Raw genomic sequence first — 12,706 nt, forward strand, 5'->3', positions numbered from 1 at the left:
ATTTTCAGGCTGCCTTACAGTACACGACAAAATTCATGTAGGGTGCGTATTACGCACCGAAATTTCAATTATTTGAATGATTTGGTGCGTGGTACGCACCCTACATTTTGGGCGTTTGTAAAAATTGTCGTGTACTGAAAGGCTGCCTGAAACCCCAAAAACCCCTTTTCAGGCAGCCTGAAAATAAGTTTAACGCCCTTTCAAAGCATTTTCCGCCACTTCAAAATCCGAAAAATGCGTTTTCACGCCCTGAATGTCCTGATAGGTTTCATGCCCTTTTCCTGCAATCAAAACAATGTCTTGTGGATTCGCTTGCGCGATGGCTTGTTCAATCGCCAATTTTCTGTCCACCTGCACCAACACCGCATTGGGCACGGCTGGCAAAATGTCGTCCAAAATCGCTTGTGGGTCTTCCATGCGCGGATTGTCGCTGGTAACAACGGGGCAATCGCTGAACTGGCTCGCCACCGCGCCCATCAAAGGGCGTTTGCCACGGTCGCGGTTGCCGCCACAGCCAAACACGCACCACAAACGGCTTTCAGGCTGCTGGATTTCGCGCAAAGTGGTCAAGGCTTTTTCCAGCGCGTCTGGCGTGTGGGCGTAGTCCACGACAATTAAAGGCTTGTTTTCATTGATAATACAATCCATGCGACCTGTGGCAGGGCGGATTTGGCTCAAAGCGTTTAAGGCAGCCTGCAAATCCCAACCGTTCGCGCACAACACGCCCACGCAAGCGGCAAAATTTTGCGCGTTAAAACGCCCCAATAAACGCGTTTCCACTTCGCCATCGCCCCAAATCGTTTTTAATTTCAATCGCATACCGCGTGTATTGGCAACAAATTCGCTGATGTGAATGTCCGCATTTTCATCAAAACCGTAAGAAATGGTTTTTAAATGGGGATATTTTTCGCGCAATTCGGCAATCAGTTTTGCGCCAAATTCATCATCTTGATTAATAACGGCATTTTCCAGACCCAACCAGTGAAACAATCGCGCTTTGGTTGCGCCATAATCGTCCATGTCCGCGTGGTAGTCCAAGTGGTCGCGCGTTAAATTGGTGAACACGGTGGTGCGGAACGGCACACCATTCACGCGAAATTGGTGCAAACCATGACTGGACACTTCCATCGCAATGTGTTTCGCACCCAAGTTTTTGAATTGGCGCAATAAAGTTTGTACGGAAACGGGGTCGGGCGTGGTGTGGCTGGTTTCTTGCAAATCGCCAAAAAAGCCGTTGCCGACCGTGCCGATAATCGCACAGGATTTTTGATTTACCCTCTCCCCTGCCCTCTCCCATTGGGAGAGGGGGTGATTGGGTTTATCCATTCCCTCTCCCTGTGGGAGAGGGTTAGGGAGAGGGATATTTTGTTCTAAAATATCAATCGCTTGGGCAAGCCATTGCGTGATGGACGTTTTGCCATTTGTCCCCGTAACGCCCACAATATTCAGGCTGCCTGAAAGATTACCGTAAGCCTGTGCCGCCAAAATGCCTGCGCGTTGGCGCAAATCGGCAATCGGCTGATTGGGAATAGCCCATTGATTTTGCCAAACAAAATCGCCATCTGCGTCCCAATACACAAATTTCGCGCCATTGTTAATCGCGGCTTGAATGTAATTTCTGCCGTCCGCGTATTCGCCTTGACACGCAACAAACACATCGCCTTGTTGGATTTGGCGGCTGTCGGACGTGAGTTTCTCGCTTTGGCTAACGTGATGTTTTAATTCGGGTAATTCGGTTTCGCGTGGGGGTATGATTTGGCTGTACATTTTTTAAATCCTTTGTTTTTTGAAAATATTGAAAAAAAATTTTTTGGGGAATATTTTTAGGTTTCAGGCTGCCTGAAAATGAATTAATCTTTAAAAACATGATTTTCTAGGCTCAATTTAATGCCACTTTGTTGGCACAAATCTTGCGCCCATTTGTGCATAATCGCTATTTCCTCATCATTTTCTGTGCGATAACGCAAAATCGCAACTTGCTTATCATACTGATAATAAAGTAAAAAATTGAATACTGCGCGGCGATTTAATATGGGGTCTTGGCTAATGTGAACATTCAGGCTGCACGTTTGGTCTAAATCAATGATTTGGCTTTCATTTTTATGCAAAATGGTGCATTGTTTGGTTTCGCTATTCCATACAATTTGACTGCTTTGTTCACGCAATGCCACATATAGCCAGCAACAGAATAATATCGGCGCAAGTATTGGAGACGTGTATAACATCATGATTAATATGATTAAACACAGATAATTTGGTATTTGAAACCATGTAAACACCAGCGTACGATTGCTCAACCACGCCCATGTGCCAAACGGTGCGTGAGATTGCAAAATTGTCCATTCGTATTGGGATTTTATTTGTTGAATATTATCAATAAAATGGGGCATTTTGATTGTCTTTCTGTAACAAAAATGGGGCTTCAGGCTGCCTGACAGTACACGATAAAAATAACAGTAGGGTGCGCCGTGCGCACCAAACTTACCACAATATTTAAATTATTCAGCCACTTGATGCGCACGGCGCACCCTACATTTTTGTGATTGAAAAATTGTATTGTCGTGTACTGAATCGCCGAAATAAAAAAACTGGTTTTCAGGCAGCCTGAAAACCAGTTTAAGGGGATTTATTCGGGCAAAATCTCCGTTTCCAAAGCTGCCTCTTCCGCTGACTTTTCTTTTGCTTTCAAGACTTTGGGTTGTACTTCATGGTTACTGGGATAAGTGGGTGGCACACCCAAAATTTTCAGGCTGCCACTCATCACGCCACGAAACGCAGGTCCCGCCACCAAACCACCATAATAACCCTTGCCACGCGGGTCATCAATCGTAACCGCCACAATCAAACGCGGATTTTGGGCAGGCGCAAACCCCACAAAACTCGCCCGATAACGGTCTTCATAGCTGCCACCGACAATTTTTTTCGCCGTACCCGTTTTCGCTGCCACATCGTAGCCTTCAATCGCGCCACTCACGCCACTACCGCCTTGACGGGTTACGCTAATCATCATTTCACGCATCAATTTAGCGGTTTCGGGTTTAATCACAGGTTCGCCATCGGGTGTGCCATCGCGTTTGAAAATGGTTGCAGGCAATAATTTACCATCTGTCGTGAAAATTGTGTAAGCCTGCGCCATTTGCAGCAAATTCGCCGTAATCGCGTAACCATACGACATCACAGCTTTGTCCAACGGTACCCATTGACTAGCAGGTTTAATCGGCGTGAATTGCTCACCCGTAATACCTGAATCGGTTTTGCGTCCAAAACCAATTTCGCTATAAAAATCATACAAATCTTGATTTGGGTACATCGCTGCAATTTTACTCGTGCCCACGTTAGATGATTTTTGCAAAATCCCTTCGGTGGTCAAAGTTTGATAATTATGCACATCACGAATGGTTTTCACGCCAATATTAAATGGTAAAGTATTGAAATTGGTGTAACGCGTGATTTTGCCATCGTCAATCGCTTTTGCCACCACAAAAGGCTTAAACACCGAGCCTGGTTCCATTGTTACCCCCACCGCGAAATTACGGAAATTTTCGGTAGGATAATCCTGATAAAAATTCGCATCATAATCAGGCAAACTGCTCAATGCCAAAATTTCACCCGTTTGCGCGTCCAAAACCACCACGCCACCTGCGCGCGCATTAAAACGGCGTATGGTTTTTTGCAACTCGGTGCGTGCCAAGCGTTGAATTTCCTGATTCACCGACAACACCAAAGTTTGCCCTGGTCTGGCGGATTTATTTTCAGGCGAATTAATCAGTTCCACCACATTGCCACGTCTATCACGCAAAACATATTGAATGCCGTCTTCGCCCATCAAATTACTGTCTTCGGTGCGCTCCAAGCCTTCCAAGCCCTTGCCCTGCTTGCCTGAAAAACCGACAATATGCGAAAACAAATTGCCCGTAGGATAAGTGCGCTGGCTACGTTCTTCAAAACGCAAAGTGGGGATTTTTAATTTTTTCAACTCGTCCGCTTGTTCCAAAGACAATTCTACTTTGGGATTCCAATATTTTTTGCTCACGTCTTTTAATTTTTCGCGCACTTCCGCTTCAGGCAGCCCCAAAATATCGGACAATTGCTTAAATTGTTCATCGGAAATCACGTCCCAATTCACTTCATCGCCCATGCGTTTGGGAGCGTAAATGGCTTGCGGATTAAACGTAGGCACGCGCAAATAGCGACTGATTGCCAACACATTGCCGTCTCGGTCGGTAATCATGCCGCGCAACGCAGGTTCTTTAATACTGCGGATAATGCGGTCGCGCCCATGCACGGCAATGTCTTTATAGTGCTCGGTGCGCATATACACCGAATGGGCAATCAGGCTGCCAAATAATAAACCAATCAAACCCAAAACCACACGTATACGCGTATTGTTATAAGCATTTTTGGTGGGGGCTTTGGTTTTTTTCATTTTTTTGACTTTTTTCGGCAACGGCATGGAGTGTTCTAAAACGTCCACTTCTGCGTCTACCGATTCAGGTGTTTCTTTGGGAGATAATGACTCTGACATGATTAGCGCAATTCTAAAATAATGGTTTCTTCTACGCTGGGTTCGCGCATATTTAATTTTTTGGCGGCATTATTAATAATTTTATTTTCAGACGCTTGACTAAATTCGTATTGTAATTCCGCGTAATCTTGGTTCAAACGAATTTCTTGCTCTTGTGCTTTGCCATAAATTTGCGTTTCATGACGAATATTATTATTCAAATCAACTACATGAGCAGCCGACCACAAGACAAGTAATAATAAAATAATATTGGTTTTGGTTGCCATAATTTTCACTTTCTCGGGCAGCTTGGGCAATTTAAAGGGTAAATCAAAAGGTAATGGTTTCATAGGATACAGTGTTCAGGCTGCCTGAAATATGGAAATGGATAAATCAAATTAAATCATATATTTTATATTTTCAGGCTGCCTGAAAATGACCTTCTGTGCGCTCCGCCACCCGCAAAACCGCCGAGCGTGCGCGTGGATTGTAGGCAATTTCCTGTTCACTCGGTTTTATCGCTTTGCCGATTGCCAACAAGGGTGGTTTTGGCAAATCCGCTTCGCGCACTGCCGCCCATTTGGGTAAAGGCGCATGGGTAGAATGGGTGCGAATAAATTGCTTCACAATCCTGTCTTCCAAAGAATGAAACGCAATCACCGCCAAACGCCCACCCACATTCAGGCGCGAGACAACTTGCGGCAAGACTTCGGCGACTTCATCAAGTTCACGATTAATGAAGATGCGAATGGCTTGGAATGTACGCGTCGCGGGGTCTTGACCGCGCTCGCGAGTGCGGACGACTTGTGCCGTGATTTGCGCCAACTGATGGGTTGTAGTGATGGGACGCTCTTGTCGCTGCGCAATAATTGCGCGCGCGATTTGGCGACTAAACCGCTCTTCACCATAATTTTTAATCACCTCGTGTATTTCCTGTTCATCGGCAATCGCCAGCCATTGAGCGGCGGATTGTCCTCGCGTGGTGTCCATGCGCATATCCAAAGGCGCGTCAAAACGGAAACTGAATCCACGCGAACCATCGTCAATCTGCGGAGACGAAATGCCCAAATCAAACAATGCCCCATCAACTTTATCCACCGCCAACTCATTTAAGGCAGCCTGAAAATGGGCAAAACCATTGTGTACCACGTTTACTCGTTTATCTGATTTTGCTAATTCGTTTGCCACTTCAATCGCTTGCGGGTCTTTGTCAAACACAATCAAACGCCCCGCCTCGCCCAGTTTAGACAAAATCAAACGCGAATGCCCGCCACGCCCAAATGTGCCGTCCACATACACCCCATCGGGGCGAATATTGAGCGCGTCCACCGCCTCGTGCAGCAAAACGGTAATGTGTTGAAAAGGGGTATTCATGGTACAAAATTCGTTCTGAAAACCCTACACTATAAAAAAAAATCGCCCCACGGTCAAACCAGCCCACCACAGAAAACCCCTGATTTCAACGCCAAAAAAACCATTCAGGCAGCCTGAAAAACCCTTCAGGCTGCCTGAATATTGATTACTGAATTCGTCAAATGAAAATTCCCCTAAAAAACAAGGGAAAACCATTTCGCCCACACGCCCACACAAAACCGTTATAATACCGTCAGTATGTTGATTTTTACAAATTTTAACATTAATATTTTCAAATTATCCACAGTTATCCAAGACTTATGCAAACTTTCAAAACCACCCAAATTCCCGAATTATCCGCCGAACAAATCGCCGCCACCCAAGCATTGCACGAATACATTGTGCAACAAATTCAACAAGCTGGCGGAAAAATCCCCTTTTCTCAATTTATGCAACTCGTGCTCTACGCGCCACAATGGGGCTATTACACAGGCGGGGCACACAAAATCGGTGCGGCAGGCGATTTCATTACCGCGCCCACGCTCACACCACTCTTTGCACAAACTTTGGCGGTGCAAATCCTTGAATTATTGCCGCAAACGGCTGGCAATGTGTACGAATTTGGCGCAGGCACGGGCGCACTCGCTGCCGATTTGCTCAACGCGCTTTCAGGCAGCCTGAAAAATTATTATATCATTGAATTATCATCAGATTTAGCACAAAGACAAAACGCACACATTCAGCAACACGCGCCCGAACACGCCCACAAAGTCGTTTGGCTGGATAGGCTGCCTGAAACATTTGATGGCATATTAATAGGCAATGAAGTCTTGGACGCCATGCCTGTGGAACGCGTGCGCCGCAATGAAAACGGTGCGTTTGAATTGGCGTATGTGGCGGTGGAAAATCAAGAATTTTGTTTTCAATACAATTATTTAGACGATGAACATTTATTACAGGCAGCCTGCACTTATTTCCCCGACACGCCCGATTACACCAGCGAATTGCACCCCACGCAACACGCATTTATCCAAACACTCGCCCACCAATTAACACGCGGCGCAATGATTTGGATAGACTATGGTTTTGATTCCAAACAATATTATTACCCACAACGCACAGACGGCACACTCATCGGGCACCACCGCCACCACAGCATACACGACCCATTTTACCGTGTCGGCTTGACCGATTTAACGGCGCATGTGAATTTTAGCGATATTGCGGACGCGGGTTGTGGCGCAAATTTGGATTTGATTGGCTACACCACGCAAGCAAACTTTTTGTTTAATTTAGGGATTTTGGATTTGCTTGCCGCGCAATATCCACGCACCGACACGCCCGAATATGTGCAAGCCGCCCACGTCGTGCAACAACTCACCGCGCAACATGAAATGGGGGAATTGTTTAAAGTGATGGCATTTGGCAAAAATGTGGACGTGGATTGGCGTGGGTTTATGGTGGGGGATTTGTGTCATAAATTGTAGTCCATCACACCAAATGTAGGGTGCGCCGTGCGCACTAAATCTATGAAATTATTAAATTTTATGGAAAATATAGTTGTAGAAGTGAAAATGCAATATAAGGCGACAACGCCCGCCGTGTACGAATAGTACATAAGAGCGTTGGCAACGCCGTAGTGCTTTTTCAATTCTGCGACTATTAGGTGCGCACGGCGCACCCTACCATTATTTACCCACGCGCCGCGCATTTGCCCATTTTTTCAGGCTGCCCTGCCGTGCGACTGCTTTCACTAAACGCCATGCGAATAGACATTTTCTCGTTTTCCAACAATAAAATACGCGTACTTTCATCGTCATTTAATTCACGCGAAATTGTCCAGCCCAACTGTTTTAATTTGCCATCAGCCGTGAAACCATGTGGCACATCGCGCACCCATTCGCCATTTGCCCACACGCCCAAATGTTCAATCGGCAAAGCGTAACCCAATAATTGCTCGCTTAAGGCTTCGGGCGTGTCTGCGCTGTAGATTTTTCCATTGGCATCAAGTGCCAACACGCCTTGCGAATCGCGGCAAAGCTGCCCTACTGTGTTGCCCAAAGGCGTGTTCACGTCTATGGTTTCCACACCGTCTTTGCGTGTCCAATCAAAATTGGCGTAACTGCCTTTGTCGTTGATTTTTACGCCCAATCTGCCTGTTGTGTCAAAGGTTTGCCAATCGCGTTGCGCTTGCCAATTGTGCGGTGTGGGCATGGTATTGCTGACACAGGCGGCGAGTAAAGTCAGGCAGCCTGAAAGTATTAAATATTTGATTTTCATTGAATATTCCTTGTTTTAAATTATGATAATTTTCAGGCTGCCTCAATATTCAGGCAGCCTGAAAAATAGGGTTTTTACGGGCGACCCGTACGCGGCGAAATCGTCAAAATTTCGCAACCCGTTTCCGTTACCAACACTTCATGTTCCCATTGCGCCGACAAACTGCGGTCTTTGGTTACCACCGTCCAGCCGTCATTCAGGATTTTCAAATGGCGTTTGCCCTGATTAATCATCGGCTCAATTGTGAAAATCATGCCCGCTTTCAAAACCATGCCTTCACCGCGTTTCCCATAATGCAAAATTTGCGGTTCGCAATGGAAATCGCGCCCAATGCCGTGTCCACAAAATTCCTGTACCACCGAATAACCCGCATTTTCCGCCACATTTTGACATGCCCAACCAATATCGCCCAAAGTCGCCCCTGCTTTCACCGCGCCAATACCCGCCATCATCGCTTCGTGGGTTACATCAATCAGGCGTTGCGCTTGCGGCGACACCTTGCCAACGGTAAACATGCGGCTGGAATCGCCGTGAAAACCGTCTTTTTTAATGGTCAAATCAATATTGATAATATCGCCTTCTTTCAAAGGTTTATCATCGGGAATGCCATGACAAATCACATGGTTCACCGATGTGCAACACGATTTGGGATACGGCGGATTGCCATAATGAAGCGGCGCAGGATAGCCGCCCTGCACATTCACATGGTAATCGTAAACCAATTTGTCAATTTCATTGGTGGTAATCCCAGGTTTGATAAAATCGCCAATATAATCCAATGCTTCCGCCACCAAACGCCCCAATTCGCGCATTTTGTCTTGTTCTTCAGGCGTAGTAATAATCACCGCCATAATGTTTTTCCTTATTTTTTATTTAAAAATAAAATTATAAACGAACTGATTGTTCTGTTTTGTTTTATTTTATTAACGTGATGATTTGTAAACTTTTCAGGCTGCCTTTCAAATGTAGGGTGCGTACCACACACCCAATCATTCAAATAATGGGGAATTTGGTGCGTAATACACACCCTACATGAATTATGGCACATACTTTCAGGCAGCCTGAAAAATTTAAAATCAATTACTTAATGCAATTTCAATCGCCCCGACACCCGTTTTTGCGCCAAACGCGCCAACGCCAACAACACCGTGCGTTTCAAACCCAACACCGCAAAATGGTGCATTAAATGCAAAGACATATGCGCCCATTTCGCCACAATGCCTTCAATGAAAAAATGCGTTTGATGATTCGCCGACACATTGCCCACGCCCTTGTCAAAACCTAACGACACCAACGCGCCACTGTCTTGATATTGAAAGGTTTCCGTGAACGGTTTTTCTTGAACCGCCGCCCAAAATTGTTTTGCCAAATAGCTGGCTTGCTGGTGGGCAGCCTGCGCGGTGGCGGGAATGCGCGTGCCGTCCGCCAAAGTCAAACTGGCGCAATCGCCCAAAGCGTAAACGTATTTGGCAGATGTTTCCAATTTCTCGTTTACAATAAATTGGTTAATCCCGTTCGTTTCCAAACCAAAAGTTTGATTGCGCTCCGCTGCCTTAATCCCAGCCGCCCAAATCACAATATCCGCCACGATTTCGCCCTTATCGGTTATTACTTTTTCTTTAGTTATTTCAACTACTTTAGTTTCCGTATGCACATTAATTTGTTTACGCTCCAAAATTTCCATTGCCTGTTCTGCCACTTGTTCAGGCATGGCAAGCAGAATGCGCGGCGCGGCTTCAACCAAATTGATTTCAATGCGAAAACGGTTTGCCGAACCAATAATTTGGTGCATTTCGTGATACGCTTCCGTCATTTCCGCCGCTAATTCCACGCCAGTCGCGCCACCACCAATAATCGCCACATTCAGGCAGCGTTTGTCTGAATGCGAAGTTTGCAAAAATCGCCCAAACAAATATTTTTGGAAACGCTGCGCGTCTTGTGCGTTTTCCAAAACATACGCATTTTCAAAACCTTTCGTGCCAAATGAATTAGAGCCGCTCCCTATCGCCAACACACATTTATTGAAACTAATTGTGCTTTCGGGAACCAGCAGGCTGCCGTCTTCATCGCGCAATTCGCCAACCGTGAGCGTGCGCTCTTGTGGATGAAACTCGGTCAATTCGCCCAGCATAAAGGAAAAATGATTGCGCCGCGCCACAGTCGTGTACAACAAACCTTCCTGTTGCGGATTGAGCGTGCCAACCGCCACTTCGTGCAAAGTCGGTTTCCAAATATGCACAATGGAACGGTCAATCAGCAACACATTTTCCGTGCCTGCGCCGCGCCCATATTTGCGCCCCAATTTCGCCGCCAACTCCAAACCGCCTGCGCCGCCGCCGACAATTATCGTATCGTAATGCATGTGTGTATATCCTTATTTTAAAATGAAAATATTTTCAGGCAGCCTGAAAACATACAGGCTGCCTGTGAATGAAAAAATTATGATGAAATTGTACAATTTATTTTTGGACAACACAAAACTACATTTTCAGGCTGCCTTTCAGTACACGACAAACAAATAGGGTGCGTATTACGCACCAAATTTGTATTTATTTGAATGACTTGGTGCGTGGTACGCACCCTACAAATCTCACGATAATAAAGTATGAAACGCAAATCCCTGCTCGTCCACCGCCAAATAACCGCCCACATCATCATACCAATCGGGCAACACATAACGCGCAATTTCACGCCCAAATATTTGATGATAATGAATATTTTGTCTATGCGTATGCCCATGAATCAACACATCTAACGCCCGATTATGTTCACAGGCAGCCTGAATGCCGCTTGCGGTCGCATCTGAAATGGCGTAATTTTGCTCATTTAATTTGCGCTGGCGACTTTTGCTGCGGATTTGTTCTGCAATCTGTTTGCGTTTGCGAAAAGGTAAACACAATAAAATTTTCAATAATAAGGGGTTACGAATGATTTTTCGGTAACGCAAATACTGCACATCATCGGTACACAATTCATCACCGTGCGTCAAAAGAATGCGTTTGCCATGTAAACTTATCATGCTTTGTTCGGGCAAAATCTGCATATTGGCGCGGCTAGCATATTGTTTTCCCAAAACAAAATCTCGGTTGCCCGCAATAAAATACACGGGCGCAAATTGGGCAAAATCACGAATTTGCTCGGCGACTTGCTGGGCAGTTTGGCTGTCGTCATCATCGCCCGTCCACGCTTCAAATAAATCGCCCAAAATATACAGCGCGGCAACTTTGCCTGTTTGCTCGCGCAAAAATCGGGCAAACAGGGCATTTAGGCTGGGTGTGTGGTCGGATAAATGTAAATCGGCAATAAAGAGTGTTTGCATGGTTTTCAGGCTGCCTGAATAATGATTTTATTGGATTAATCTTTCAGGCAGCCTGAAAAATCTGCTGGTACATCTCTTCACTAAATCCCACATAAACCTGATTATCGCGCACCAAAACAGGGCGTTTCATCACGCTGGGATGGGCGCACATCAGGGCGATTGCGCCCGCTTCCGTGTCCGCCTGCGCTTGTTGTTCGGCGGACAAATTGCGCCAAGTTGTGCCGCGCTTGTTCAACAAAATCGCCAAAGAAACCTGTTTCAGGCAGCCTGAAACAAATTCGGGCGTGGGCACAGATTTTTTAAAATCGTGAAACGTGTGTTCTACGCCGTTTTCGGTCAGCCACGCACGGGCTTTTTTCACGGTGGCGCAATTGGGAATGCCATATAATTCAATCATTTTCAATCTTTCTTGTGTGTGAATAGGGGCATTGTACGAAATTTGCTGATTTTTGTCTTGTCGTCAGCCACATTTACCGTTATGCTTATTCGTTTTGATTTTACGAAAAAAGGTTAAACAGATGAAAAAATTACTGGTTTTGGGAACAACTTTGTTGCTGGCAGCCTGCGGCGGTGGCATAGATGAAAGCGATTTGCGCGAAGCCATCAATGAATCCAATCACCGCGTATGCTTGCCGTTTGAATTGGACGTACAAGATCGTGTATCCGATGATAAAGCGTTTACTACTCATTTGGGCGCACCCGAAATTAAATTACTGAAACGCTTGGCAAACGGCAAACGCGCCAATGAACACGCCATCAAGCAAATGGAAGCATTGGTACGCGCAGGCTTGTATAAAGCCGATAAAGAACAAAAAGTGGGACAAGGCGAACAAGCCATTCGCTACGCCGTGTACACCTTAACCGAGCGCGGCGAAGAAGAAATTAAACGCGGTCATCATCATGCTGCTTTGCTGTGCGTGGGCAAATTAAAAGTGAAAAAAATCAATTATTTCACCGAGCCAACCGCATTAAACGGCGTGATTGTAACCAATGTGTCGTATGAAGCCAGAATGCAGCCTGAAAAATGGGCAAACGCATTATTAAAAGAAGGTCAATACAAAGACTTACACAAAAATACCAGCACCAAAACCGTTACTTTAATGAAAACCAGCGACGGTTGGCGCGATGTGCGTGAATTACATCGTTAATTTTATAGTGAATTCAATTTAAACCAGTACCGCGTTGCCAGCTCCCTTATGTACTATGTGTACACGGCGGTCGCTGTCGCCTTGTCCTGATTTAAATTGAAT

At 45.7% G+C, this 12,706-nt stretch carries 12 protein-coding genes; 2 read left to right on the forward strand and 10 right to left on the reverse strand.

The genetic code is table 11. The features are described 5' to 3' along the window. Positions 1-189 precede the first annotated feature (189 nt). The 5 genes from Q338_RS09915 to rsmH all read right to left on the reverse strand — a co-directional run bounded on the left by Q338_RS09915 (position 190) and on the right by rsmH (position 5,878). On the reverse strand, positions 190-1,767 hold the full coding sequence (locus tag Q338_RS09915) for a UDP-N-acetylmuramoyl-L-alanyl-D-glutamate--2,6-diaminopimelate ligase (RefSeq protein WP_034294881.1): 1,578 nt from the start codon (positions 1,765-1,767) through the stop codon (positions 190-192). Positions 1,768-1,850: 83 nt separating this feature from the next. Further along, complete coding sequence (locus tag Q338_RS09920) at positions 1,851-2,390, reverse strand: hypothetical protein (RefSeq protein WP_034294884.1); 540 nt, start codon at positions 2,388-2,390, stop codon at positions 1,851-1,853. A gap of 236 nt (positions 2,391-2,626) precedes the next feature. Further along, positions 2,627-4,525, reverse strand: a complete 1,899-nt coding sequence (locus Q338_RS09925; protein ID WP_084693588.1) for a peptidoglycan D,D-transpeptidase FtsI family protein — start codon at positions 4,523-4,525, stop codon at positions 2,627-2,629. Between the two features lie 2 nt (positions 4,526-4,527). Continuing rightward, the gene (locus Q338_RS09930; RefSeq protein WP_051968593.1) at positions 4,528-4,854 is read right to left on the reverse strand and encodes a cell division protein FtsL; all 327 of its coding nucleotides are present in this window, start codon (positions 4,852-4,854) and stop codon (positions 4,528-4,530) included. Between the two features lie 70 nt (positions 4,855-4,924). Further along, positions 4,925-5,878, reverse strand: a complete 954-nt coding sequence (gene rsmH, locus Q338_RS09935; RefSeq protein WP_034294886.1) for a 16S rRNA (cytosine(1402)-N(4))-methyltransferase RsmH — start codon at positions 5,876-5,878, stop codon at positions 4,925-4,927. 299 nt (positions 5,879-6,177) lie between these two features. Here rsmH and Q338_RS09940 point away from each other — a divergent pair, with 299 nt between their 5' ends. Further along, entirely contained in the window at positions 6,178-7,344 is a 1,167-nt protein-coding gene (locus Q338_RS09940; protein ID WP_051968594.1) for a class I SAM-dependent methyltransferase, read from the forward strand. Between the two features lie 205 nt (positions 7,345-7,549). Here the strand turns inward: Q338_RS09940 and Q338_RS09945 are convergent, their stop codons facing one another. The 5 genes from Q338_RS09945 to Q338_RS09965 all read right to left on the reverse strand — a co-directional run bounded on the left by Q338_RS09945 (position 7,550) and on the right by Q338_RS09965 (position 11,853). Then, entirely contained in the window at positions 7,550-8,137 is a 588-nt protein-coding gene (locus tag Q338_RS09945; RefSeq protein ID WP_034294889.1) for an outer membrane lipoprotein LolB, read from the reverse strand. Positions 8,138-8,211: 74 nt separating this feature from the next. Beyond that, positions 8,212-8,988 carry a type I methionyl aminopeptidase gene (gene map, locus Q338_RS09950; protein WP_034294892.1) on the reverse strand — a complete coding sequence of 259 codons (777 nt, stop codon included), beginning with the start codon at positions 8,986-8,988 and terminating at the stop codon, positions 8,212-8,214. Positions 8,989-9,221: 233 nt separating this feature from the next. Next, positions 9,222-10,499 (reverse strand): NAD(P)/FAD-dependent oxidoreductase, encoded by a 1,278-nt coding sequence (locus Q338_RS09955; protein ID WP_034294894.1) that lies wholly within the window; start codon positions 10,497-10,499, stop codon positions 9,222-9,224. A 228-nt stretch (positions 10,500-10,727) separates the two neighbouring features. After that, positions 10,728-11,456 carry a UDP-2,3-diacylglucosamine diphosphatase gene (locus Q338_RS09960; RefSeq protein ID WP_034294896.1) on the reverse strand — a complete coding sequence of 243 codons (729 nt, stop codon included), beginning with the start codon at positions 11,454-11,456 and terminating at the stop codon, positions 10,728-10,730. Positions 11,457-11,499: 43 nt separating this feature from the next. Beyond that, complete coding sequence (locus Q338_RS09965; protein ID WP_034294898.1) at positions 11,500-11,853, reverse strand: arsenate reductase; 354 nt, start codon at positions 11,851-11,853, stop codon at positions 11,500-11,502. 121 nt (positions 11,854-11,974) lie between these two features. Here Q338_RS09965 and Q338_RS09970 point away from each other — a divergent pair, with 121 nt between their 5' ends. Beyond that, the gene (locus Q338_RS09970; RefSeq protein ID WP_034294900.1) at positions 11,975-12,604 is read left to right on the forward strand and encodes a hypothetical protein; all 630 of its coding nucleotides are present in this window, start codon (positions 11,975-11,977) and stop codon (positions 12,602-12,604) included. Positions 12,605-12,706: the final 102 nt, after the last annotated feature.

Origin of the sequence: Alysiella crassa DSM 2578 (assembly GCF_000745955.1) — a bacterium.
In the GTDB taxonomy this organism is placed as follows: domain Bacteria; phylum Pseudomonadota; class Gammaproteobacteria; order Burkholderiales; family Neisseriaceae; genus Simonsiella; species Simonsiella crassa.

Bases quoted from the DNA above. Each gene is read 5' to 3' on its own strand.
- Q338_RS09945 (WP_034294889.1), bottom strand. From the start codon at position 8,137: ATGAAAATCAAATATTTAATACTTTCAGGCTGCCTGACTTTACTCGCC.
- Q338_RS09930 (WP_051968593.1), bottom strand. From the start codon at position 4,854: ATGAAACCATTACCTTTTGATTTACCCTTTAAATTGCCCAAGCTGCCC.
- Q338_RS09965 (WP_034294898.1), bottom strand. From the start codon at position 11,853: ATGATTGAATTATATGGCATTCCCAATTGCGCCACCGTGAAAAAAGCC.
- Q338_RS09920 (WP_034294884.1), bottom strand. From the start codon at position 2,390: ATGCCCCATTTTATTGATAATATTCAACAAATAAAATCCCAATACGAA.
- Q338_RS09915 (WP_034294881.1), bottom strand. From the start codon at position 1,767: ATGTACAGCCAAATCATACCCCCACGCGAAACCGAATTACCCGAATTA.
- Q338_RS09955 (WP_034294894.1), bottom strand. From the start codon at position 10,499: ATGCATTACGATACGATAATTGTCGGCGGCGGCGCAGGCGGTTTGGAG.
- Q338_RS09960 (WP_034294896.1), bottom strand. From the start codon at position 11,456: ATGCAAACACTCTTTATTGCCGATTTACATTTATCCGACCACACACCC.
- Q338_RS09940 (WP_051968594.1), top strand. From the start codon at position 6,178: ATGCAAACTTTCAAAACCACCCAAATTCCCGAATTATCCGCCGAACAA.
- Q338_RS09925 (WP_084693588.1), bottom strand. From the start codon at position 4,525: ATGTCAGAGTCATTATCTCCCAAAGAAACACCTGAATCGGTAGACGCA.
- map (WP_034294892.1), bottom strand. From the start codon at position 8,988: ATGGCGGTGATTATTACTACGCCTGAAGAACAAGACAAAATGCGCGAA.
- rsmH (WP_034294886.1), bottom strand. From the start codon at position 5,878: ATGAATACCCCTTTTCAACACATTACCGTTTTGCTGCACGAGGCGGTG.
- Q338_RS09970 (WP_034294900.1), top strand. From the start codon at position 11,975: ATGAAAAAATTACTGGTTTTGGGAACAACTTTGTTGCTGGCAGCCTGC.